Source organism: Brevundimonas sp. (assembly GCF_041911375.1).
GTDB lineage: Bacteria > Pseudomonadota > Alphaproteobacteria > Caulobacterales > Caulobacteraceae > Brevundimonas.
Window position 1 is genome coordinate 38,893 of sequence record NZ_JAYRPA010000046.1, and the last position, 22,757, is coordinate 61,649.

23 protein-coding genes and 1 tRNA gene are annotated in these 22,757 nt (G+C 69.7%); 11 read left to right on the top strand and 13 right to left on the bottom strand.

Annotated elements, in window-relative coordinates; all coding sequences use genetic code 11:
• The first annotated feature begins 44 nt into the window (after window positions 1-44).
• Window positions 45-977: a glycerophosphodiester phosphodiesterase family protein gene (locus ACE3PU_RS09235; protein ID WP_374388972.1), complete on the top strand. Its 933-nt coding sequence runs from the start codon at window positions 45-47 to the stop codon at window positions 975-977.
• A 51-nt stretch (window positions 978-1,028) separates the two neighbouring features.
• Here the strand turns inward: ACE3PU_RS09235 and pyrC are convergent, their stop codons facing one another.
• Genes pyrC through ACE3PU_RS09260 form a run of 5 tightly spaced genes read right to left on the bottom strand, consistent with a single transcriptional unit; the run spans window position 1,029 to window position 5,342 of the window.
• Complete coding sequence (pyrC, locus tag ACE3PU_RS09240; RefSeq protein ID WP_374388974.1) at window positions 1,029-2,303, bottom strand: dihydroorotase; 1,275 nt, start codon at window positions 2,301-2,303, stop codon at window positions 1,029-1,031.
• Entirely contained in the window at window positions 2,300-3,283 is a 984-nt protein-coding gene (locus tag ACE3PU_RS09245; protein WP_374388976.1) for an aspartate carbamoyltransferase catalytic subunit, read from the bottom strand. Before ACE3PU_RS09245 ends, pyrC begins: the two co-directional genes overlap by 4 nt.
• Before the next feature lie 23 nt (window positions 3,284-3,306).
• Window positions 3,307-4,230 (bottom strand): AEC family transporter, encoded by a 924-nt coding sequence (locus ACE3PU_RS09250; RefSeq protein ID WP_374388978.1) that lies wholly within the window; start codon window positions 4,228-4,230, stop codon window positions 3,307-3,309.
• Window positions 4,230-4,709, bottom strand: coding sequence for a Holliday junction resolvase RuvX (gene ruvX / locus ACE3PU_RS09255; protein WP_374388980.1), 480 nt, complete (start codon window positions 4,707-4,709; stop codon window positions 4,230-4,232). Before ruvX ends, ACE3PU_RS09250 begins: the two co-directional genes overlap by 1 nt.
• A gap of 45 nt (window positions 4,710-4,754) precedes the next feature.
• Window positions 4,755-5,342 (bottom strand): hypothetical protein, encoded by a 588-nt coding sequence (locus ACE3PU_RS09260; protein ID WP_374388982.1) that lies wholly within the window; start codon window positions 5,340-5,342, stop codon window positions 4,755-4,757.
• A 157-nt stretch (window positions 5,343-5,499) separates the two neighbouring features.
• Here ACE3PU_RS09260 and gatC point away from each other — a divergent pair, with 157 nt between their 5' ends.
• Window positions 5,500-5,787, top strand: coding sequence for an Asp-tRNA(Asn)/Glu-tRNA(Gln) amidotransferase subunit GatC (gatC, locus tag ACE3PU_RS09265; protein ID WP_374388984.1), 288 nt, complete (start codon window positions 5,500-5,502; stop codon window positions 5,785-5,787).
• A 2-nt stretch (window positions 5,788-5,789) separates the two neighbouring features.
• Entirely contained in the window at window positions 5,790-7,268 is a 1,479-nt protein-coding gene (gene gatA / locus ACE3PU_RS09270; RefSeq protein ID WP_374388986.1) for an Asp-tRNA(Asn)/Glu-tRNA(Gln) amidotransferase subunit GatA, read from the top strand.
• Between the two features lie 38 nt (window positions 7,269-7,306).
• On the opposite strand, the gene ACE3PU_RS09275 is transcribed toward gatA, so the two are convergent.
• Complete coding sequence (locus ACE3PU_RS09275) at window positions 7,307-7,651, bottom strand: hypothetical protein (protein ID WP_374388989.1); 345 nt, start codon at window positions 7,649-7,651, stop codon at window positions 7,307-7,309.
• Between the two features lie 95 nt (window positions 7,652-7,746).
• Between ACE3PU_RS09275 and gatB the strand changes: the two genes are divergently transcribed.
• Window positions 7,747-9,249, top strand: coding sequence for an Asp-tRNA(Asn)/Glu-tRNA(Gln) amidotransferase subunit GatB (gene gatB / locus ACE3PU_RS09280; RefSeq protein ID WP_374388991.1), 1,503 nt, complete (start codon window positions 7,747-7,749; stop codon window positions 9,247-9,249).
• 61 nt (window positions 9,250-9,310) lie between these two features.
• On the opposite strand, the gene ACE3PU_RS09285 is transcribed toward gatB, so the two are convergent.
• Both ACE3PU_RS09285 and ACE3PU_RS09290 read right to left on the bottom strand, forming a co-directional pair.
• Complete coding sequence (locus ACE3PU_RS09285) at window positions 9,311-10,297, bottom strand: RcnB family protein (protein ID WP_374388993.1); 987 nt, start codon at window positions 10,295-10,297, stop codon at window positions 9,311-9,313.
• Window positions 10,298-10,448: 151 nt separating this feature from the next.
• Window positions 10,449-11,033 carry an RcnB family protein gene (locus ACE3PU_RS09290; protein ID WP_374388995.1) on the bottom strand — a complete coding sequence of 195 codons (585 nt, stop codon included), beginning with the start codon at window positions 11,031-11,033 and terminating at the stop codon, window positions 10,449-10,451.
• Between the two features lie 228 nt (window positions 11,034-11,261).
• On the opposite strand from ACE3PU_RS09290, the gene ACE3PU_RS09295 reads away from it, so the two are divergent.
• On the top strand, window positions 11,262-11,987 hold the full coding sequence (locus ACE3PU_RS09295) for a glutathione S-transferase N-terminal domain-containing protein (RefSeq protein ID WP_374388997.1): 726 nt from the start codon (window positions 11,262-11,264) through the stop codon (window positions 11,985-11,987).
• Window positions 11,988-12,158: 171 nt separating this feature from the next.
• The gene (locus ACE3PU_RS09300; protein ID WP_374388999.1) at window positions 12,159-12,470 is read left to right on the top strand and encodes a sel1 repeat family protein; all 312 of its coding nucleotides are present in this window, start codon (window positions 12,159-12,161) and stop codon (window positions 12,468-12,470) included.
• 9 nt (window positions 12,471-12,479) lie between these two features.
• Here ACE3PU_RS09300 and ACE3PU_RS09305 read toward each other — a convergent pair whose 3' ends face one another.
• Window positions 12,480-13,235 carry a polysaccharide biosynthesis/export family protein gene (locus ACE3PU_RS09305; RefSeq protein ID WP_374389001.1) on the bottom strand — a complete coding sequence of 252 codons (756 nt, stop codon included), beginning with the start codon at window positions 13,233-13,235 and terminating at the stop codon, window positions 12,480-12,482.
• A gap of 125 nt (window positions 13,236-13,360) precedes the next feature.
• Here ACE3PU_RS09305 and ACE3PU_RS09310 point away from each other — a divergent pair, with 125 nt between their 5' ends.
• Complete coding sequence (locus tag ACE3PU_RS09310; RefSeq protein WP_374389003.1) at window positions 13,361-14,800, top strand: GumC family protein; 1,440 nt, start codon at window positions 13,361-13,363, stop codon at window positions 14,798-14,800.
• A gap of 51 nt (window positions 14,801-14,851) precedes the next feature.
• On the top strand, window positions 14,852-15,553 hold the full coding sequence (locus tag ACE3PU_RS09315; RefSeq protein ID WP_374389005.1) for a hfsB: 702 nt from the start codon (window positions 14,852-14,854) through the stop codon (window positions 15,551-15,553).
• A gap of 21 nt (window positions 15,554-15,574) precedes the next feature.
• Here ACE3PU_RS09315 and ACE3PU_RS09320 read toward each other — a convergent pair whose 3' ends face one another.
• Genes ACE3PU_RS09320 through ACE3PU_RS09335 form a run of 4 tightly spaced genes read right to left on the bottom strand, consistent with a single transcriptional unit; the run spans window position 15,575 to window position 20,385 of the window.
• Window positions 15,575-16,501, bottom strand: coding sequence for a glycosyltransferase family 2 protein (locus ACE3PU_RS09320; RefSeq protein WP_374389007.1), 927 nt, complete (start codon window positions 16,499-16,501; stop codon window positions 15,575-15,577).
• Window position 16,502: 1 nt separating this feature from the next.
• Entirely contained in the window at window positions 16,503-17,435 is a 933-nt protein-coding gene (locus ACE3PU_RS09325) for a glycosyltransferase family 2 protein (protein WP_374389009.1), read from the bottom strand.
• On the bottom strand, window positions 17,432-18,892 hold the full coding sequence (locus tag ACE3PU_RS09330) for a polysaccharide biosynthesis C-terminal domain-containing protein (protein WP_374389011.1): 1,461 nt from the start codon (window positions 18,890-18,892) through the stop codon (window positions 17,432-17,434). Before ACE3PU_RS09330 ends, ACE3PU_RS09325 begins: the two co-directional genes overlap by 4 nt.
• Window positions 18,889-20,385: an exopolysaccharide biosynthesis polyprenyl glycosylphosphotransferase gene (locus ACE3PU_RS09335; RefSeq protein WP_374389013.1), complete on the bottom strand. Its 1,497-nt coding sequence runs from the start codon at window positions 20,383-20,385 to the stop codon at window positions 18,889-18,891. The genes ACE3PU_RS09330 and ACE3PU_RS09335 overlap by 4 nt, the downstream gene beginning before the upstream one ends.
• A 124-nt stretch (window positions 20,386-20,509) precedes the next feature.
• On the opposite strand from ACE3PU_RS09335, the gene ACE3PU_RS09340 reads away from it, so the two are divergent.
• The 3 genes from ACE3PU_RS09340 to ACE3PU_RS09350 all read left to right on the top strand — a co-directional run bounded on the left by ACE3PU_RS09340 (window position 20,510) and on the right by ACE3PU_RS09350 (window position 22,331).
• Window positions 20,510-20,601, top strand: a tRNA-Ser gene (locus ACE3PU_RS09340).
• 185 nt (window positions 20,602-20,786) lie between these two features.
• Window positions 20,787-21,971 (top strand): tyrosine-type recombinase/integrase, encoded by a 1,185-nt coding sequence (locus ACE3PU_RS09345; RefSeq protein WP_374389016.1) that lies wholly within the window; start codon window positions 20,787-20,789, stop codon window positions 21,969-21,971.
• A 111-nt stretch (window positions 21,972-22,082) separates the two neighbouring features.
• Window positions 22,083-22,331 (top strand): hypothetical protein, encoded by a 249-nt coding sequence (locus tag ACE3PU_RS09350; RefSeq protein ID WP_374389018.1) that lies wholly within the window; start codon window positions 22,083-22,085, stop codon window positions 22,329-22,331.
• Window positions 22,332-22,757: the final 426 nt, after the last annotated feature.

Genomic DNA, 22,757 nt, shown 5'->3' on the forward strand with positions numbered 1-22,757 from the left:
GATGCGAGCGGCGTCTGGTCCCGCGCGTTTCGCTGGAGACTCCGATGACCCGAATCCCGATGGCCGCCGCCGTGGCCCTGCTGCTGTCGACGAGCGGTTGCGTGGGCGCCGCGCGCACGTCGCATGCGCCCGACGCTGGTCCGGCGCTGGCGGGGTATTTCGACTGCGTGCGCGAGGGCGGCGTGGCGATCTCGGCGCACCGCGCGGTTTCGGCGATGGATCAGCCCGAGAACTCCATCGCCGCGATCGAGGCGACGGGGCGGGCGATTCCCAATGCGATCCTGGAGCTCGACGCCGTGCTGACCCGGGACGGCCAGCTGATCCTGATGCACGACGAGACGATGGAGCGGACGACGACGGGCCGGGGCCGGGTCGCGGACCTGACGCTGGCGCAGGTGAGGTCCGCCCGGCTGAAGGCGTCGAACGGCGCCCTGACCGACGCGCCGCCGCCGACCCTGGGCGAGGCGCTGGACGCGGCTGGGCGGGTCGGGGCCATAGCGAGCATCGACCTGAAGCCGGCGGACGGCGACAGCACGGTGGATCTGGCGCGGGCGGTGATCGATCAGGTGCGGCGCTCGCGGGCGCAGGATCGGGTGATCCTGATCACCTACAACGACGCCGACGCGCGGGCGGTGGCGGCGATGGCGCCGGAGATGATGATTTCGGCGGGCCTGGGCGGGACCGAGGATCTGGCGGGCCTGAACCCGGCGCAGATTCTGGCCTGGACCGGGACGCGCGAGGAACGCCCCGCCCTGTGGCGCGCGCTGCGCGAGGCGAGCGTCGAGGTTCAGTTCGGCACCCTGGGCGCGGAAGGCGTGCGGCGCGACGACCGCTATGCGGCGGACGGCGACGTGTCCGAGTATCGCGACCTGTTCCGGCAGGGCGTGACGGTGATCGCCACGGACACGCCGCTGGCGGTCAAGAGCGTGCTGGGGCCCGAGGTGGCGAAGGCCGCGACGTGCGCGCGGGGAAGATGATCTGAGTTCCTCACCCTCGGGCTTGTCCCGAGGGTGACGGTCACTTGCGGATCAGTGAACCTTACGCCCGCCGACCCACGTCCCGATCACCTTGCCCTGCAGGCGGCGACCGTCGAAGGGCGAGTTCTTGGACTTGGAGCGCAGGGCGTCTGCGTCGACGATGATGGGCGCGCCGGGGTCGAACAGGACCAGGTCGGCGGGCGCGCCCTCGGCCAGGACGCCGGCGTCCAGGCCCAGCAGAGACGCCGGGCCTTGGGTCAGGGGACGCAGCACGTCCAGCAGGTCCAGACCGTCCTCGTGGTGCAGGGTCAGGGCGGCGGGCAGCAGGGTCTCCAGGCCGACGGCGCCGGGCGCCGCCTCGGCGAAGGGACGGCGCTTGTCCTCGGCGGGGGCGGGGGCGTGGGCGGAGGTGATGACGTCGATCAGTCCCTCGCGCACGGCCTCGATCAGGGCCTGACGGTCGGCTTCGGCGCGCAGCGGCGGGTCCAGCCGGTAGAAGGTGCGATAGTCGCCGATGTCCACCTCGTTGAAGCACAGGTGGTTGATCGAGACGCTGACGGCGACCTCCAGCCCCTTGGCGCGGGCGCGGGCCAGGGTGTCGAGCGCGCCTTCGGTCGAGATCTGGTCGACCAGGAAGCGGGCGCCGGTCTGTTCGACCAGGGCCAGATCGCGCTCCAGCCCGATGCGTTCGGCGATGGCGGGGCTGCCCGACAGGCCCAGGCGGGTGGCCAGTTCGCCCGAGGCGGCGACCGCGCCTTCCGTCAGCCAGGGATCGACGGGGCGGCAGGCGATCAGGGCGTTGAAGGCGGCGGCGTAGCTCATGACCCGCTGAAGGGTGCGGCTGTTGACGATGACCTTGTCGCCGTCGGTGAAATACAGGGCGCCGGCCTCGTCCATTAGACCGATCTCGGCCATGCGTTCGCCGCCCAGAGCCTTGGTCGCGGCGCCGGCGGCGCGGACGTTGACCAGGTTCAGGGCCGCGCCGCGCCGCTGGATGAAGTCGACCATGGCCGGGTCGTCGACGGCGGGGTCGGTGTCGGGCTGGACGACGATGGTGGTCACGCCGCCTGCGGCCGCGGCCAGGCTGGCGGACTTCAGCGTCTCCTTGGGCTCGGCGCCCGGTTCGCCGGTCTTGACGCGGATGTCGATCAGGCCGGGCGCGAGGCAAAGGCCGTCAGCGTCGACGATGCGGTCGGCGGCGAGATCCGGCGCCGCGCCATGGATAACGCGGACGATGCGGCCGTCCTCGACCAGAACGGCGCCGGGGCCGTCGTAGTCGGTCGCGGGGTCCAGCAGGCGGGCGTTGACGATGGCGAGACCGGTCATCGGGCGTCTCCCCAGCGGGCGGAGAGGGAGGCCAGGACGGCCATGCGGGCGGCGACGCCCATCTCGACCTGATCCTGGATCAGCGAGACGTCCAGGTCGTCCGCGACGTCGGAATCGATCTCTACGCCCCGGTTCATGGGCCCAGGGTGCATGACCTTGGCGCCCGGCCTGGCCCAGGCCAGCTTCTCGCGGTCCAGGCCCCAGAAGCGGAAATATTCGCGGGTCGAGGGGACCAGGGCGCCGGCCATCCGCTCCAGCTGCAGGCGCAGCATCATGACCACGTCGCAGCCTTTCAGGCCCTCGCGCATGTCGTGGAAGACTTCGCAGCCCCAGCGGTCGGCGTCGCCGGGCACCAGGGTCGGCGGCCCGATCAGGCGCACCCGCGCGCCCATCATCTGCAGCAGGGCGACGTTGGAGCGGGCCACGCGGCTGTGGGTGATGTCGCCGCAGATGGCGACGGTCAGGCTGGTCACGTCGCCCAGCGCGCGGCGCATGGACAGCAGGTCCAGCAGGGCCTGGGTCGGATGTTCGTGGCGGCCGTCGCCGGCGTTGACGACGGCGCAGCCGACCTTCTGGCTGAGCAGTTCGGCGGCGCCGGAGGCCGAATGGCGGATCACCAGGATGTCCGGCTTCATGGCGTTCAGGGTGACCGCGGTGTCGATCAGGGTCTCGCCCTTCTTCACCGAGGAGGCGGCGACCGGCATGGTCACGACATCGGCCCCCAGCCGCTTGGCCGCGATCTCGAACGAGGAAGAGGTGCGGGTCGAGTTCTCGAAAAACAGGTTCACGACCGTGCGGCCGTGCAGGACGTCCAGCGCCTTGGAGGACTGGCGATTGAAGTCGACGAAGGCGTCGGCCAGGTCCAGCAGCTGCGGCGTGACGTAGGGGTTCAGGTCCGAGGCGGCGAGGAAATGCGCCGTGGGGAACGGGATCAGCCGCTCGAGAATGGCCTGGTCGGTGACGGTGGGCGGCTGGGTCATCGAGACGCGGCTATAGGCGGCCTTCACGCCAAATGGAACAGCGCCAGGAACAGCGGCATGGTTATCGCCCCGCCGACGGTGGTCAGGGCGATGACGCCGGCCATCAGGGGCGCGTCCCCGCCCATCTGCCGCGCCAGCATGTAGGAGGCCGCGGCGCCCGGCGTCGCGCCGCACAGCATGGCCAGAGCCTGGGCCAGTTGATCGCCGCCCAGCAACCGGCAGACGCCCCACATCAGGAAGGGCATGACCAGCAGCTTGACGACCGAGACCCCGGCGACGGTGATCCGGCGCCGCGCCACCTCGGCGAAGCTGAGGCCCGCGCCCGCGACGATCAGGCCCAGCGGCAGGGCCGCGCCGCCGATCAGCTCCAGTATGCGCGACAGGACCGGAAAATCGGGCGCGCCGGCGAAGTTCAGCACCAGACCGATCAGGCAGGCCATCAGAATCGGGTTCTTCAGCATGGCCGTGAGCAGGGCGATGGGCGACACGCCCCGCTGATCGTCGCCCCAGCGCGCCAGCACGGCGACGCAGGCGATGTTGGTGACCGGGATGATGCAGGCGATCATGACGGCGGCGACGGCCAGGCCCTGTGGCCCGAAGGCGGCCTGGACCACGGGCAGGAAGACGAAGCTGTTCCAGCGGATCACGCCCTGGAAGACGCTGGTGTAGGCCGGGCCGTCCAGGCGGATCAGCGGCTTGGCGGCCAGCGCCAGGGCCGCGACGATGATCACCGACACCACCGCCGCGCCGCCCGCCGGCCCGGCGCTGTCGCCGGACAGGTCGGCGTGCCAGATGGCCGGGATCAGGAAGCCCGGGTAGAGGATGTTGATCGACAGCTTCTCGATCGGCCGCCAGGCGGCGTCGGGCAGGAAATCCGACTTGCGCAGGCCGTAGCCCAGGGCGATCAGGACGAAGACCGGCGCGATGCCGAGAACCAGTCCGCCCATCAGATCCAGGTGGCCTGATCGCGCACCCGGTCCAGCGCGCCCTGCAGAATCCAGGCGGCGGCGGTGCGGTCGATGACGCCCGCGCGGCGCTTGCGGTTCAGGTCCAGGTCCTCGATCAGGAAGCGTTCGACCGCGCTGGTCGACAGCCGCTCGTCCCAGAAGGCGACGTTGACGGGGCGCAGACGCTCCAGATTGCGGGCGAAGGCGCGGCACGACTGGGCGCGCGGCCCCTCGGTCCCGTCCATGTTCACCGGCAGCCCGATGACCAGGGCCGACACCTTGCGGTGATCCATCAGCCTGAACAGATGTTCGGCTTCATGCGTGAACTTGGACTTGCGGATCAGCTCCAGCGGGGAAGCGATCATGCGCGTGGCGTCCGACACCGCCACGCCGATGGTCTTCTCGCCCAGGTCCAGCCCCATCCAGGGCGTGTCGGGCGGGCAGGCGGCGGACAGGTCGAGAAGGTCGAGAACGGGCACGACGGGGCGGTAGGCCGCAAAACGCCGGGAGTCAAAGGGCCGGCGCTACGCGGCGGGACGACAATCTCGGTTGTAGGCTTCGCCATAGGGTTTGCCGAAGCAGGCGATCAGTCCGTCCAGCACGTCGAGATTCAGCGGCCAGACCAGATCACGCCCGTAACGTTCCTTGAAGGTCCGGGAGCTTTCTTCGAAGCCAGGCGGCGGAGGCGTCGCCGCCAGCCGCTCGCGGGCCGCCTGAAGCGTCGGTAGGTCGTTCAACAGGAAGGCGACCGTGCCGATCGCATAATCCGCCTTGCCGTCGGGGATGTTCGAAGGGCTGACGCCCGCCAGCAATAGCCGCACGGCGCGGTCTTTCTGTCCAAGTGCGGCCCGCAGCTGTCCCTCGTGCCAATAGTTGGTGTGTAGCTGATCGACGTTCAGATCGCCCCAGTGGGCTTGGCGATAGATAGCCAGCAGATCGGCGGCGGCCTCGCGGCATTCGTCTCGGTTTCCGAGGGGACGCCAGCCGCCAGCCAAGTCCTGATCAAAGTCTTCAGGAGCTAGCGCGAGCATGGCGTCGCGGTCGTAGGCGCAAGCTTCCGGGACCGGCGTCGGCTGGAAGATCGCTAGAGTCATGACGGCGGCGATTAACATGTAAAGCTCCCGATTGTACCGAGGCGCAGCAACGCTTGTGAATGCGGCGCCAGTTGGGCTTGGCCTCATCCTTGTGAATCCGGCGCGACGCCGCTAATCCGGCCGTTCGACTTCACGTTCTGCGTGAGTTTCAACTTCATTGTGTTTGGAGGGCCGCATGGCCATCGACGCCGCGACGGTGCGCAAGGTGGCGCATCTCGCCCGCATCAAGACCCCCGAGGATCGGCTGGAGCCGCTGGCGCAGGAGCTGAACGGCATCATGCAGTGGATCGAGCAGCTGACCGAGGTCGATGTCGACGGCGTCGAGCCCATGACGTCCAACGTCGCCCAGCCGCTGCGCCTGCGCGAAGACGTGGTGACCGACGGCGGCAAGATCGCCGACGTCCTGTCCAACGCGCCGAAGTCGGCGGACGGCTTCTTCGTCGTGCCCAAGGTGGTCGAATAGTCATGAGCGACCTGACCAAGCTGACCCTGAAGGGCGCCGTCGACGGCCTGAAGGCCAAGGACTTCACCTCGGCCGAGATCACCCAGGCCTTCCTGAGCAATATCGCGGCGTCGAACCCGACGCTGAACGCCTATGTCGAGGTGACGGCGGACAAGGCGCTGGAGATGGCGCGCGCGTCCGACGCGCGGCTGGCGGCGGGCGAGGGCGGGGCGCTGGAAGGCGCGCCGCTGGGGATCAAGGACCTGTTCTGCACCGACGGCGTGCAGACCACCGCCGGCTCCAACATGCTCCGCGGCTTCGTGCCGCCCTATGAATCCACCGTGACCGCCAACCTGTGGCGCGACGGGGCGGTGATGCTGGGCAAGCTGAACATGGACGAGTTCGCCATGGGCTCGTCCAACGAGACCAGCGCCTTTGGTCCCGTGAAGAACCCCTGGAAGTCCCAGACCTCGAACGCCGAACTGACGCCAGGCGGATCGTCGGGCGGCTCGGCCTCGGCCGTGGCGGCGGACCTGTGCCTGGCGGCCACCGCATCGGACACCGGCGGCTCGATCCGCCAGCCGGCCGCCTTCACCGGCACGGTCGGGATCAAGCCGACCTACGGCCGCGCCAGCCGGTTTGGCATGGTGGCCTTCGCCAGCTCGCTGGACCAGGCCGGACCGATCACCAAGACGGTCGAGGACGCGGCCCTGCTGCTGAAGTCCATGTGCTCGTTCGATCCGAAGGATTCCACCAGCCTGGACGTGGAAACGCCCGACTGGACCGCCTCGGTGGGTCAGTCGGTGAAGGGGCTGCGCATCGGCGTGCCGCGCGAATATGTGGTGGACGGCATGCCGGCCGAAATCCAGGCGCTGTGGGACCAGGGCGTGGAATGGCTGAAGGCCGCCGGTTGCGAGATCGTCGACATCAGCCTGCCGCACACCAAATACGCCCTGCCGACCTATTACATCGTGGCGCCGGCCGAGGCGTCGTCGAACCTGGCGCGCTATGACGGGATGCGCTTCGGCCATCGGGCCAGCGAGGCGAAGTCGCTGACGGACCTCTATGAAACCAGCCGGGCGGAAGGTTTCGGCAAGGAGGTGCAGCGTCGCCTGACCATCGGCGCCTATGTGCTGTCGGCCGGATTCTATGACGCCTATTACGTCCGCGCGCTGAAGGTGCGCCGCCGCATCGCCGAGGACTTCGACAAGGTCTGGGGCCAGGTGGACGCCATCCTGACGCCGTCCACGCCGTCGGCCGCCTTCGCCATCGGCGACAAGCAGATCGATCCGGTGACGATGTATCTGAACGACGTCTTCACGGTGACGGCCAACCTGGCGGGCCTGCCCGGCATCTCGGTGCCGGCGGGCGTGGACTCGGGCGGTCTGCCGCTGGGCCTGCAGGTCATCGGCAAGGCGCTGGACGAGGCGACGGTGTTCCGCGTCGGCAAGGCGCTGGAAGACGCGGCGGGCTTTGCGGCCAAGCCGGAGAAGTGGTGGTGAGATGAGAAGGGCCGGCGGATCGCCGGCCCCTCATTGATTCAGGCCGGCGGCAGCGCCTTCAGGTCGGCGTCGATGGCGGCGATGATGTCATCGGTGATGTTGCCGCCGGAGAAGGGGGCGACCTGGCGCAGGGTCATGCGCTTGAACTGGCCGTAGGCGTTGTGTTCGGCCAGGCCGGGCAGGTGCTTGTCCAGGACGGCCTTGGTCACAGGATCATTCACCAGGGCCTCGATCGGGCTCTCGATCGTCGGGCGCGCGGCCGCCGGGGCGTGGGCGGCGTGGTCTTGTTGCGGGGCAGGGGCGGTCTGGGCCGGGGCGGTCTGGGCCGTGGCGGCGCCGGCGGCGAAGAGGGCGACGGTCGCGAGCAGAATGGACTTGATCATGGGAATCTCCGTTGGACGCCGCAGATGAGCGCGGTTTCGCGACATCCGCGCGACAGCCTCTTTCTCCGGCCGCGCCGGAGCGCTAGGACGGGCGCATGACCGACACGATCGCAAACACCAAGCTCATCCAGGGCCGGACCGGCGACTGGGAAATCGTCATGGGGCTGGAGATCCACGCCCAGGTGGCGTCGAAGGCCAAGCTGTTCTCCGGGGCCGCCGTCGGCTTCGGCGCGGGGCCGAACGAGCAGGTGTCGCTGGTGGACGCGGGCTTTCCCGGCATGCTGCCGACGCTGAACAAGCATTGCGTCGAACAGGCGGTGAAGACCGGCCTGGGCCTGCGCGCCAAGATCAACAAGCGCAGCCAGTTCGACCGCAAGAACTACTTCTATCCCGACCTGCCGACCGGCTATCAGATCAGCCAGCTGTTCTATCCGATCGTCGGCGAGGGCGTGGTCGAGGTGGAGGCCGAGGACGGCAGCTTCTTCAACGTCGGCATCGAGCGGCTGCACCTGGAGCAGGACGCGGGCAAGCTGATCCACGACCTGTCGCCGACCGAGAGCTATGTCGACCTGAACCGGGCGGGCACGGCGCTGATGGAGATCGTCTCCAAGCCGGACCTGCGCAGCCCGGAAGAGGCGGTGGCCTACGTCAAGAAGATCAGGACCATCCTGATCTATCTGGGCACCTGCGACGGCGACATGGAGAAGGGCAATCTGCGCGCCGACGTGAACGTATCCGTCTGCCGCGCCGGCAACTACGACAAGTTCAAGGAAACGGGCGACTTCAGCTATCTGGGCACGCGCTGCGAGATCAAGAACGTCAACAGCTTCCGCTTCATCTCCCAGGCCATCCAGTATGAGGCGCGCCGCCAGATCGAGATCATCGAGGACGGTGGCGCGGTCGTGCAGGAGACGCGCCTGTTCGACCCGACCAAGGGCGAGACGCGCTCGATGCGATCCAAGGAAGAGGCGATGGACTATCGCTACTTCCCCGACCCGGACCTGCTGCCGCTGGACCTGGAAGAGGCGTGGATCGCCGACATCAAGGCGTCGCTGCCGGAACTGCCCGACGACAAGCGCAAGCGGCTGATGAGCGAGTACGGCCTGTCGCAGTACGATGCGGTGGTGCTGATCTCGGAACAGGCCAAGGCCGACTATTTCGAGGCGGCGGCGAAGGGCCGCGACGCCAAGCTGGTGTCGAACTGGGTGACGAACGAGGTCTCCGCGCGCCTGGCGGCGGACGGCAAGGACTTCAGCGAGAACCCCCTGCCGGCCGCGCACGTGGCCGAGCTGGTCAAGCTGATCGAAGAGGGGGTTATCTCCTCCAAGATCGCCAAGGAGGTGTTCGACCACGTCTGGAACGGCGAAGGCTCGCCGGCCGAGGTGGTGGAGAAGCACGGCCTGAAGCAGGTGACCGACACCGGCGCCATCGAAAAGGCGGTGGACGAGATCATCGCCGCCAACCCGGACAAGGCGGCGGCGGTGGCCGAAAAGCCCCAGGCCATCGGCTGGTTCGTCGGCCAGGTCATGAAGGCCACGGGCGGCAAGGCCAATCCGGCGGCGGTCAACGACATCCTGAAAGCCAAGCTGGGCCTCTGAGCCTCTACGCGATGAAAAGAGGGGCCCGGAGATCGCTCTCCGGGCCCCTTGTCTTGCGCGACTACCAGTTCCAGGCGTTGCGGATCACCTCGATGATGTATCCGTCGTATTCGTCGATCAGGTAGATCGTGTTGTCGACCGACACCCAGCGCGTGCCTTCGGGCGGGTAGCCCAGGCCGTAGGTCCGCCAGTCGTCCAGGCGGTAGCGCCAGAAGGTGTCCGGCAGATACTGTCCCACCGACCAGGTGCGGCCCCAGTAGGAGCGGGGCACGCTGTAGTAGCCCCAGCCCGGCGCGAAGTAGAAGCCGAGCCGGACGCCGCTGTAGCCCCTGAAGCGACGGTCGTTCCGCCACCAGTCGGCGCGATGGTTGCGGTAGAAGTCCCGCCGCCACTGGTCCCGGTCGAACCGGCGATGGAAGTCGCCGTGGTTGCGGTCGCGATCCGGCCGGTTCCAGCCGCCGCCCGGACGGTCGGGGCGGTCGGGACGGTCGGGTCGCCCAGGACGGTCAGGACGCCCGCTGTCTTGGCCAGGCCGATCCGGGCGGTTCCAGCCGCCGCCGACGGGTCGGTCGGGCCGGTCGGGTCTTGCGGCGTTGTCACGGTCGGGGCGGGCGGGACGGCCAGGGCGTCCGTTGTTGTCGCCGGACTGATCCGGGCGGTTCCAGCCGCCGGCCCCAGGCCGGTCGGGCCGGTCGGGACGATCGGGTCTGCCGGCGGTGTCGTTGGGCCGTTCGGGACGACCGGACCGGTCCGGTCGATTCGGACGATCGGGTCTTGCACCCTCTTCGCCGCGGTTCGGTCGGGCCGCCGGCGCGCTTGGCCGGGGCTCGCGCACCTCGGGGGCGGGACGCGAGACAGGCCGTTCCGGGCGAGCGGGACGGTCCGCGTCGCCGCTGGGGCGACGGCGCTCGATGGAGGGTCGGTCCGGACGCGCGGGCCGGTCTTCCCGGGCGCGGTCCTCACGCGATTGAGCGATGGCCCCAACCGGCGCCGCGAGGGGGCCGGCGAGGGCGGCGATGGCGGTGAAGGCCATCAGCAGACGTTTCATGATGTCTTTCCTCGAATGCCGCTTTCGGCGGCTTGTGGCCCAATGTCGGTTCTGGCCCATGAACCCGGGCTGAACGCCGTTCGGCGCCCCATCGACAGAAAACCCCGCGAGCGAACTCGCGGGGTTCTGCAAGGCGTGATCCTGGCCGGGCCTAGTAGACGTTCGATAGCACGCTGGCGATCAGGCCGGTCGCGACGGCGACCAACAGAATGTCGCTGCCGGCATGGACGTAGCGGTAGCCTCGCGGGGCCGGACGCAGGCCGTAGAAGTAGGGATCGCTGACGTAATAGTTGCGGTACTGGACCGGCAGGTAGCCGCCCGTGCGCCAGCGATAGCCGTAGTAGCGGGGCTCTACGCGATAATAGCCGTGACCGGGCGCGTACCAGTACCCGCGGCGCGCGCCGGTGTAGCCCCGGAAGTCCGAGCGGCCGCGCCACCAGTTCGGATTGCCCCGATCCCAGCGGTCGCGGCGGAAGTCCCGGCGGTCGTCGCGACGCTCTTCACGATAGTCGCGCCGGTCATCGCGGCGATCCCGGCGATAGTCGCCGCGATCGCGATATTCACCCTGGCGCCAGTCGCGGCGGTCGTCGCGGCGCTCGTCGCGGAAATCGCGTCGGTCGTCGCGTCGGTCCTGGCGGTATTCGCGGCGGTCCCGGCTTTGGGCCTCCGCGAGCATGGGGACGGCCGTGGTCGACAGCGCCAGGGCGACGACAGCGGCCTTGGTCAGGCGGTTCATCTGCTGCTCCGATCTGTGAAGCCCAAGAGGCGGCTTCGTTGATGGCGTCAGCTTCGGGCGGCCCGCATGAACTCGTTCTGAACGATCGTGTCAGGTTCGCAGGCGGCCTCAGGCGATCGGCCAGCCCTGCGCCGCGACATGGGCGGGGGCGAACGCGTCGACGGCTCCTTGCGCAAACGGCGGGCGGCGATACCGTGGGCGGCCGTTTCCGCCACCGCGAGCCCGCCGATGACCCGACCGATCGAACTCTGGTACTGGCCGACGCCGAACGGCTGGAAGATCTCCATCGCCCTGGAGGAGATGGGGCTCGCCTATGAGATGAAGCCGGTGAACATCGGCGCGGGCGAGCAGTTCGCGCCCGGCTTCCAGGCCATCAGCCCCAACGGACGAATGCCGGCCATCGTTGATCCCGACGGGCCGGGCGGCGAGCCGATCGCGATCTTCGAGTCCGGCGCGATCCTGCAGTATCTGGGCGCGAAGTCCGGCCGCTTCTACCCTTCCGACCCACGCGGCAAGGCCGAGGTCGACCAGTGGCTGTTCTGGCAGGTCGGCGGCCTGGGGCCCATGGCGGGCCAGACGCACCACTTCCGCCAGTATGCGCCGGTAATGATCCGGGACCAGCGCCAGATCGCCTATGGCGTGCGCCGCTATACGGACGAGACGCACCGGCTGTACGGCGTCATGGATAGGCGTCTGGCGGACCGCGACTATCTGGCCGGCGACTATTCGATCGCCGACATGGCGGCGTGGCCCTGGGTGCTGCCCGAACTTCAGGGGCAAAACCTCGAGGAGTTCCCGAACCTGAGGTCCTGGCTGGAGCGGGTGGGCGCGCGCCCGGCGGTCAGGAAGGGCCGGGCGCTGGGCGACGAACTGCGCCGGAACCTGGCGGCCGGCGGCAAGGCGGCGGAGGAAGCGCGCAAGCGTCTGTTCGGCCAGCGCGCCCATCGAACGTAAACAGAGGATTTGCGAGCCGTTTCAAGAGTATGAAGGACGGCGGGAGTATTCATCCCAGCTTTACTGAAAAGTTCGGCTCGGCCGTTCGGCGTTAACTCTAACTTCAAAACGTCGGTATTTGATCGCGTATCGGAGGCGGGCCCAGAACGGCGCCCGACGGGAGATACGGTGATGAACGCGCAAGAAATGGCGCACGACCTGCAGGCCGGTTCGCAAGACGAGGGCCTGCCGCTGCCGACGGCGGACATGTCCGGCGACGACCTGTTCAAGCTGGGGATGATGTATTCGGCCGGATCGGGCGGTTGCCCGATGGACCGGGTCTCGGCCCACATGATCTTCAACCTGGCGGCCATGAAGGGCTCGATCGAGGCGCGCGTCTATCGCCGCGAGATGAGCCAGGAGATGGAGCGCGAGGAGCTGGCCGAGGCCCAGCGCGCCGCGCGCCGCTACATCGACCAGGGCGTCGTGCGTCTGGTCGCCTGATCGATCCGATCAGGACGAGGCGTAGGTGGCGCCGTTGATGGCGTAGCTGAAGCCGACCGGCAGGGCGCTGCGCACCTGGGTGAAGAAGGCGGCCAGCTCGCCCAGGGTCGACCGCGGCACGAAGACGATGTCGCCCCGACGCAGGGCCACGACCTCGGCCTGACGCGGACGAAGGTCGATCACCCGCATCATCCGGCTGCCGCCCGGTCCGCGCCGGATCAGGGCCACGCTGCGCGCCTGGGCGCCCGGCATCAGGCCGCCGGCCTGGACCACGGCCTGATAGGCGTCCAGGTCTCCGACCATCTCGATCACGCCGGGGGTGCGAACCTCGCCGTCGACCCAAACGCGGATCGGCCCCGCCTGGCGCAGGGTCACCTCGATCACCGGCCGCACCAGCTGCGAGGCGTAGGCGGCCGACAGGCCCTGCTGCAGGTCCGTCAGGCTGAGATCCGCGGCCATCACATTGCCGATCAGGGGCAGGGCGATCCGTCCGTCCGGCGCCACGCGCAGCGTCCGCGTCAGTTCCGTCGCCGTGGGCATGGCGACCTCGATCTCGTCGCCGGGATAGAGGCGGTATTCCGGTTCCGCGTCGGTCCAGTCGGCGAAGGGGATGTCGGGAAAGGCGTTCGGCCCCGTGGGCTCCACCCGCCGCGCGCCATAGGCCGACGGGCGCGGCATCCGCCCGCCGTTGCCGCCGCCGCACGCAGCGAGCGTCGGCAGGGCGGCGCCGAGGGCCAGCAGGAACAGGCGGCGATCAGGCGTCATGGGAATCGGTCGATCCGGACTGGACAAGGCGTCAGGGGCCAGCGTCGTCGCTTATGGGTAACTAGTGGTTAACGCCGGTCGGCGAAGGGTTCACGGGAACAAGCGTTTCAGGATTCGGCCCGCCCATGCGTTCGACGGCCCACGTCACGACAAGACCGCGCTATGGCGTGCTGGACGTCGTGGGCCTGCTGTTCCGCGAACTGTTGCTGATGATCGTGATCTTCCTGGTCATCTTCGCCATCGGCGCGGCGCTGGCCTTCACCCTGAAGCGGACCTACACGGCCACGGGCGCCGTCTTCGCCGGGGTGGGGCAGGAGTATGTCTATCGCCCCCGCGTCGGCGTGGAGCCCCAGGCCCAGGCGCCGCAGGGCGACGAGGTGGCCAACGCCGAGGCCAGCATCCTGGGCTCCAGCCAGGTGCGCCAGCGCGTGGTCGAGGCCCTGGGGCCGGCTGCGATTCTGGGCGAACAGCCCAAGGGTTCGCCGGAGCGGGCCCAGGCGGCGGCGCGCAAGATGCTGGGGACCAGCCTGGGCGTCGGCACCGCGCCCGGCAGCGCCGTGATCCAGCTGAGCTACGAGGCGGACGACGCCGAGCGGGCGGCGCGGGTGCTGAACGCGGTCATCGACCAGTATCTGGCCTATCGTCGCGAGGTCTTTCTGGACAAGACGCCGGCCATCGCCAGCCAGCGCCTCGCCTTCGAAGGCGACCTGTCCCAAGCCGACCATGCCTATGAGCAGTTTCTGGCGTCGAACAACATCGGCGACTTCGCGGCGGCCAAGGCGACCCTGGCCGCGACCTACCAGACCACCTTCGCCGAACGTCTTTCGGTTCAGGCGCAGCTGAACCAGGCCGCGCGCCGGCTTCAGACCCTGGTCGCCCAGCAGGCCCAGACGCCGGCCGAGGTGGCGTTGCAGCAGGACCTCAACATCTCCGCGCAGGACCAGGTGCTGCAACTGCGCACGGAGCGCGAGCAACTGCTGTCGCGCTATACCGCCGACGCCCAGCCCGTCAGGGATATCGAGGCCCGCATCGCGCAGCTGCAGCAGTATGTGGCCACCGGCACCGCCGTCGGCCCGCGCGAGGTGCGCACCGGCCCGAACCCGGTCTGGACCGAGCTGGAAAGCACGCGGATCAACACGCAGGCCGAGCGCGACTCCCTGGCCGCGCGGCTTGCCGTGCTGGACCGGCAGCTGACCGAACTCCGCAATCGCCAGGCCCATCTGACGACGCTGGAGTCGGAGAACTCGACCCTGGCGGGCGCCCGCGAGGTGCTGACCGCAAACATCCGCGAGTTCCAGCAACGCGAGAGCCAGAGCCGCGCCGACAACGCCCTGGTGGCCGCCGGCGCCGACAATGTCACGGTCATCGAGCGCGCCCAGCCGCCGGCCGTGGGCAAGAGCCTGAAGATCCCCGCCCTGGCGGCGGTCTTCCTGTTCGCGGGCTTCACGGCCCTGTGCATCGGCCTGCTGCGGGTGTTCACCCGGCGCGGCTTCACGACCCCGGCCTCGGTCTCGCGGACGCTGGACATGCCGGTCCTGGCCGTCGCGCCGGCCAAGGGACGCTAGGACCTGCGCCATGCTAGGCTGCGGCTTCGAGGGAGTTCGCGCGGCGATTCGATGGTCGATCTGACGTCTGAAATGGCCGGCCTGTGGGCGGCGCTGGGGCCCGCCCCCGCGCATCGCGCACGCGTCATTCAGTTCGCCTCGGCCGCATCGGGCGAGGGGGTGTCCACGGTCGCCCGCGAATACGCCCGGCTGGCGGCGGTGCGGGCGCGAAAGCCGGTCTGGCTGATCGACGGCGACCTGATGCAGCAGGGCCAGCTGGAAGCCGTCGCCGCCGACGCCGACCGTTTCGGCCAACTGGGCAAGCCGGCCCAGGCCTCGCCGGACGGATCGTGCTTCTTCGCCGTGACGCCGCGCGTCGTGGGCCGGGACGGCAAGCCCGTGCCGGCGGCACGCCTGATGACCGCAAGGCCCTGCCTGGGCGGGCGGCTGTGGGTCACGCGCTTCCACATGGAGGCGCTGCGTTCGGGACACCGGGTCGAGGCGATCGGCGAGCCGCGCTATTGGGACGCGCTGCGCCCCCACGCCGACACCATCGTCATCGACGCCCCGGCGGCCGACCGCAACGACATGGCGATCATCCTGGCGCCCTTCGTCGACATGACGGTGCTGGTGATTGCGGCCGAGAGCACCGCCGCCAACGAGCCCGTCATCCTGCGCGACGAGATCGAGGCCGTGGGCGGCCGCATCGCCGGGGCGGTCATGAACCGCTCCACCTACAAGGCGCCGGGGTTCCTGAAGCGCCTGGCGGGCTGATCATACCCACTGTCCCGTCCGTTAGGCGGACTTCAACAGGCTGGCGCCGTAGAGGCGGGGCTCGAAGCCGCGTTGCCACAGCACCTTGCCCAGGCCCCGCGCCAGCCGGTCGTAGGCGCGGGCGCGCGAGGGGCGGCGCAGCAGGAAAAGCGCCAGCGACGCCAGCCCCCATACGCCCGCCTGGGCCACGCCGATCGCCATCCAGCGGGCGACGCCCGGCCAGTCGCGCGCGGCGGCGGCGGTCTGGCTGGGCCCCTGTCCATAGGCGAAGGCGCGGGTCAGGGCGTAGCGCAGGGTGGCGCGATGGGGCGGCGCGAACTCGTCCACCCAGGCGTCGGCGGCCCAGCCGTACCGACCGCCGCGCGCGGACAGGGCGGCGAACAGCTTGTCGTCCTCGCCTCCCGTCTGGTCGGCGGCGGTGTCGAAGGGCGCCGGGCCGGGCAGAGCCGTCGCGCGGACCATCAGCGAGTTGCCGCAGCCCCAGGGTTCGTCCACCAGCCCGGTCTCGGCCGGGCCGGTCCGGCCGAAGAAGGCTTCGAGATAGTCGGTCGTCCAGCCGGTGTTCGCTGGGACGCGGCCCCGGATCGGACCGAAGACGACATCGGCGCCGATCTGGACCTGCGCCTCCAGCAGGGCGGCCAGCCAGCGGGGCGAGGCGGCCTCGTCGTCGTCGAGGAAGGCGATCAGCGGCGCATAGGTCGCGGCAAGACCGACGTTGCGCGCCGTGGCTACGCCGGGAACGGGCGCATGGGCGTAGGTCAGGGCGACGGGCGCATCGGCGGCCAGGCGCATGACAAGCGGCTCGGCCGACCCCTCGGGGTCGTTGTCGGCGACGACGACGGCCGAGACGCGCTCCAGCGCTTCGGCTTGGGCGAAGACGGAGCGCAGGGCGCGCTCCAGACTGTCGGTCCGGCGCAAGGTGGGAATGATCACGGCCACGTCGCGCATGTCAGACGGCGTCCGCATAGACGGCGGCCCGATACAGGCGCAGGGCGAAGGCGCGGGCCTTGACGGGCAGGGCGCCGGTCCGCGCGGCCTGCCGGGTCAGACGGCGGAGCAGCGACCGCGCAGGCAGTCGTTTCAGCAGCTTGGCCGCGCGATAGCTGGGATAGGCGGCCACGGTCTCGGGGTGCAGGGCCACCACGCGGGCGAAGTTGCCGGCGCCCTGGTCGAACTTGCGCGCCAGGTCCTCGACCGTATCCAGGCCCATGTGGGTGGCCGGATTGTCGAGGTGCACGACCTCGAACCGGCGAGAGACGCGCATGGCCCACTCCACATCCTCCCAGCCCCAGCCGGAGAAGCCGGGATCGAAGGTCTCGGCGGCGAAGACGTCGCGGCGGACCAGAAGGTTGGAGGTGTAGACGTATTTCTCGGGCTGTTTCGCGCGCTCGGAGGCCGGCAGGCATTCCGAGGCGCCGGACAGGGCGCGATGCACGGCGAACCGCGCGTCGGCCGGCGCCTGGTCCAGCGAGAAGCCGCCGAAGGCGACGGCGGGATCGCGCTCGACCATCAGGGCGATCCAGGTTTGGAGGAAGCGCGGCGTATCGGGCTTCATGTCGCTGTCGAGGAACAGATAGGCGCGGCCGCGACCGGTGATCGTCAGGCGATTGCGGCCCCGTGCACGGCCCTCGTTGGCCGACAGGGTGATCAGACGCGCCGGCAGGGCCAGGACGCCCAGAATCTGCTTCAGCCTTGCGGTCAGGGCGGCGTCGCCCGTGCCATCGTCCATCAGCACGACCTCGACGGCGCCGCCGAGGTCGGCCGCCTCCCGGTCGAGCTGGCGCAGCAGGTCGGTCGGGTCGTCGCGCAGGAAGGGAATCAGCACCGACAGCGCCGGCGTCGCCTCGGCCCAGGCGCGGTTGTCGTGGATGTCGGCGTTCATGCCGCGACCCTTCGTCGGGCGGCGATCAGCCGATTTAGCACGTCGCGGACGCCCGCCGCGTTCAGGGTCAGCGCCGCCCCCGCATAGACCAGGGCGCCGACGCCGGCGTCCAGGAACAGCTCAACAAACCCGCCCAGCGGCGGAAGCTGGATGACCACCAGGGCCATGGCGGCGGCGGCCAGGCCGCAGCGGATCAGGCTTTCCCACGGAATGGGCAGGGCGATGGCGCGTCGGCTGAGGATCAGGCAGGCGACCAGGCCGATGGCGAAGCTGGCGGCGGTGGAGACGGCCGCGCCGACCACGCCCAGCCGGGGGATCAGGGTCAGGTTCAACAGGACGTTGGACGCCGCCGGGATCGCCATGGTGAGCAGAAGCAGGCCCGTCTTCTTGCCCAGGGTGAAGCCGAAGCCGAAATAGTAGGCGATCATGCCCCACAGGAAGGCCGAGGCGGCGATCCAGGGCGTCACCAGCGTCGCGGCCGCGCGCAGGTCCTCGCCGATCATCAGTTCGGCCATCGGGCGGGCGACCAGGGCCAGGCCGACGGCGGCGGGCAGGCCGATCAGGATCAGGGTCGAACCCTGCTCCAGCGCGGTCTGGCGCAGGGCCTCGCGCCCGCCACGCTCCAGCGCCATGACCATGGCCGGGGCGCCGGCCGCGCCCAGCCAGATGAACATGACGTCCAGCGTCCGGTTCGCCAGGCTGTAGCTGGCGTGATAGGCCCCGACCGCCGCGGCGTCCAGGAAGGCCGCCAGAAGGAACCGATCGGTCGAGGCCAGCACCACCGCCAGGGTCAGCGAGGCCGCGATCGGATAGCCATAGGCGGCGTAGGCCTTCAGCCGTTGGCGATCGACCGTCCCGCCCTTCGACTGGCGCAGCTCGCCCGGCAGGGTGAAGGGCAGGACGAACAGCGGCGCGACGGCCAGGCCCACCAGCGGCGACGCGGCCCCCGCGCCGGCCAGGGCGAAGCCCGCGCCGACCAGGAAGCCCAGGATCGCCACGCCCATGTCGACGGCGGCGGCCTTTGAAACCTCTCCGGCGGCGCGAAACCGCTCCTGCGCCAGCTTGGCCAGGTTGCGCACCGGCGCGCCCGCCAGGCCGAAGGCGACCGCCAGCTTCAGCCCCGGCGTCAGCGGCAGCAGCCAGACCGTCAGGGCGACCACCGGGATGAAGCCCGCGATCAGCGCGAACGAGGTGCGGTAGAGGCTGGCGAAATGGGCGGCCAGGCCCTGAGGCGTGCGTTCGGCCGCCCAAAAGCGCGCCATCGACGCCTCCAGCCAGGTGAAGGTCGCCGTGTGCACCAGGGTCGTGACCGAAAAGGCCAGGGCGTAGTGGCCGAAGTCGTCGGGGCTGAGCAGGCGCGTGAAGACGACGATGGTCAGGAAACCGACGACCCCCTGGACGACCTGCGCGGGCAGGTATCCCCAGACCCCGCGCCAGAACATGCGTTTCTCGCTCACCGGACGGCGGCCCGGTCGCCCAGCAGCACGGGAATGGTGACCAGCAGGATGCGCAGGTCCAGCCAGAAGGACTGGCGCTCGACATAGTCGATGTCCAGCTGGACCCGGCGGCGCACCTCGGCCTCGCTGTGCAAGGGTCCGCGCGAGCCCTGGACGGCGGCCCAGCCGGTCATGCCGGGCTTGATCCGGTGACGGTGGGCGTATTCGGCGACCAGGCGGGCCGATTCCGTCTCGCCGGTCTTCATGCCGATGGCGTGGGGACGGGGGCCCACCAGCGACATCTCGCCGGACAGGACGTTGAAGATCTGCGGCAGCTCATCCAGGCTGGTGGCGCGGATGAAGCGGCCGACGCGGGTCACGCGGTCGTCGCCGATCGTCACCTGGCGGCTGGCCGTGGCGTCGGCGGCGGCGTGGCGCATGGACCGGAACTTCCACACCACGATCTCTTCCTGATTGAAGCCGTGCCGACGCTGGCGGAAGAAGATCGGGCCGGGGCTGTCCAGCCGGATGGCCAGCGCCGTCAGCGCCATCACCGGCGCCGCGACGATCAGGGCCAGGACGCCGACCACCAGATCCTGCAGCCGCTTGTTGAAGGCGCGACGGTCGGGATCGACGGGGCCTTGCAGCGGCGCCAGCGGGGCGGACGCCAGACGGTCCAGCGCCGCCTTGCCGGTTTCGGAATCGACCAGCACGGTCAGGGGATTCGGCAGGGTCTCCAGCCGACGGGTCAGTTCGCGCACGCGCGGGCCGCCCTGGGCGTCGATGGCCAGGACGATGCGGTCGACATAGGGGGTCATGCGGTGGTTCAGCAGCGACTCGGCGTCGCCCAGCACCGGCACGCCGGCGACGCTGTCGGGCGAGCGCGCCAGCCGGTCGTCGAACACCCCCAGCACGTTCAGGTCGCGCCGCTCCAGCGCCCGCGCGATCAGCGCCTCGGCGTGCCGGGTCGCGCCGACGATCACCAGATTGGGGGACAGGGCGCCGGTGCGGCGCCAGCGCGCGACCACGGCCAGCCACGCGGCGTGCAGGCCCGTCGTCGCCGCCAGGGTTCCCAGCGCCCAGGGCGCCGCCGCGTCCAGCCCGCGCCGATCCAGGGTCATGCCTGTGGCCAGCGCCGCCGCCGCGCCCAGGAGGGCGATCGTCGCCACCGCCGCCAGATGGACGACGGCCCGCCGGTCCCGGCCGAACCGATAGAGATCCAGCCCGCGCAACAGGCCCAGCACGATCGTCGCGCCGACCGCGACCGGCGCCGCCTCGGCGAGGCTCAGCGACATCAGGCCCGCGGGCGCCGCCGTCCACAGCGCGATCAGTCCCAGGCCGACGACCGCCAGAACGTCCACGGCGCGGAAATAGTGGGCCGCCAGCCGCACGCCCGAACGCTGCCGCGCGTTCAGCCAGACGTCGGGCCGGAAGGGCCCGCGCGCGGCGCGGCCCTTGGTCGCGACGGCCTTGACGGCGGTCGCGTCGGCCAGGGTGGGGGCGCAGTCGGGCATCGGCGTCCAGGACTTCAGAAGGCCGCCATCCTGCAGGCTCCGCCTCTATGTCGCGTTAACGCATGACTTTCTGGCGACAGGCGGATTGCGCGGCGCAACGCGCTCCGCTATCGACGCCTTCGCCGGAGACGTGGCCGAGTGGCTGAAGGCAACGGTTTGCTAAATCGTCGTACCCTGTAAGGGGTACCGAGGGTTCGAATCCCTCCGTCTCCGCCACAACCTTGCCCCTGAATGTCACCGCTTGCACACCGCCACCCAGGCGGCGCAAGGGTTTTGCCCGCAAGGCCCGTCATTGCTGGACGGGACGCCCACGGCCCATCTTAGGGCGGAACTTAGGGCGGGCTTAGGGTGGCGACCGCTTCTGTCGCTGCCATATGTTCTCCTTGCGTTCTGGAGGCGGCATGGCGCGAGAGATCAACAGGCTGAACGGCAAGAAGGTGCCGGGAATGCGAGAGCCGGGGCTCTACGCTGACGGCCAGGGCCTGTATCTGCGAATCGACCAGACCGGATCGCGGCGCTGGGTCTTCATCTTCTACCGGGCCGGCAAGCGGCGGGAGATGGGTCTCGGCAGCCTGGAGACGGTGAAGCTGATCGACGCTCGCGCCGCGGCCGAACGGGTCAGGTCGGAGATCAAGGCGGGGCTAGACCCCATCGAAACCCGCAGGAAAGCCAACGAGCCGAAGCCTGACACGACATTCTCGTCTGTGGCGTCGGCGCTGATGGACGATCTTGAGCGCGGCTGGAAATCCCCGAAGCAGCGGCCACAGTGGGAAGCATCCCTGCAGCAGCACGCGGCCGCGATCTGGAAGGCCGACGTCGCCTCCGTCGACACGGAGATGGTGCTGACGGCGCTGCGCAACGTCTGGATGGACCGCCCAGAGACGGCCCGGCGCGTTCGATCCCGCCTGGAGATGGTGCTGGACGCCGCCAAGGTCCGGGGATTGAGGGAGGGGGAGAACCCGGCGCGCTGGCGCGGCCACCTGTCCCGGATGCTGCCGAAGCAGAAGGCCCAGAAGGGTCACCATGCCGCAATGGCCTATCAGGACGTTCCGGCCTTCCTGGAGCAGCTGTCGGGTCGGCACAGCGTGTCCGCCGATGCGCTTCGGTTCCTGATCTTCACCGCCGCCCGGTCAGGGGAGGTGAGGGGCGCCACGTGGGAGGAAATCGACGGCGACACGTGGATCGTGCCGGCGGAGCGGATGAAGGCCAGCCGGGAACACCGCGTGCCGCTGTCGTCCGCCGCCTTGGGCGTCCTGGAAGCGATCGATCCAGACGTGCGCCAGGGGCTGATCTTTCCCGGCCTCAAGGGCCCGCTGTCCGACATGGCGCTGGCCATGGTGATGCGGAAGATGGGAATCACCGAGGCCACGCCCCACGGCTTCCGGTCATCGTTCCGGGATTGGGGCGGCGACTGCACCCACTATTCGCGAGAGCTTCTGGAGGAAGCCCTGGCGCACCAGGTCGGCTCCGCCGTCGAGCGTGCCTACCGTCGGGGATCGGCCGTGGAGAAGCGCCGGCCGCTGATGGAAGCCTGGGCCGCCTTCTGTCTCAGGACAGAGGGCAAGGTCGTCCAGCTTCGGGCATGAGACCGCCTTCGCGATGAGCGTGGATAACGAGAACATTAGCGGAACATCGGCTTGACGCGGTAGCGGATCGCGATCAGGAGTCCGGCCGTCGGTGGCGCGACGGAGGACAGAATGTCGGAACCCCTATCGACCGAAGAACTGCTGCGCCTGGAAGCCGAGCTAGCTGCCCGCGTCGCGCCGAACCCGCCGCCCGATGTCGCCCTGCCGGCGGCGCCGGGGCCCGGATCGAACGTCCCCTATGTGTCGAAAGAGGAGAACGATCGCCTCGTCGGCTGCGCCCTGGCCTTCGGCCTCGGCCAGTTCGACAAGCTCTCGTTCGACGACACCCATCGCCTGGCGGCCCGCATCAGCCGCCGATGAGCCGTGGGATACAGGAAGCCCGAGAATCGTGGGCTGGCGCACCACCTTGGCGTCGCGCCGCACATGACCGTCTCGCAGTTTCGGCGGGATCGATGGGCCATCTCGACGCGCTGCCCACGCTGTCACCTGGATTGTTGGGTCGACCTGGACATCGTCATCCGCCTGTCGGGAGGGCAGGTGAAGCTGTGGAACCGATGGGCCCGCTGCCGGCGGTACGGATGCACCGGCCGCATGGTTTTCCTCTGCACGCCGCCGGGCGAGCCGGCCGGCTGCTTCTGGCCGCTTCACGACCCGATCCAGCCGAGGGCGCGGCATGACGACCCCGATGTATGAGAACTGGCCAGACGAGTCCTTCCCCGCTCTGTCCGGCCTGGCGCACCAGCCCCTCGTCTGGATCCCCGAACGCGGCGCCGGCATCGTTCAGCG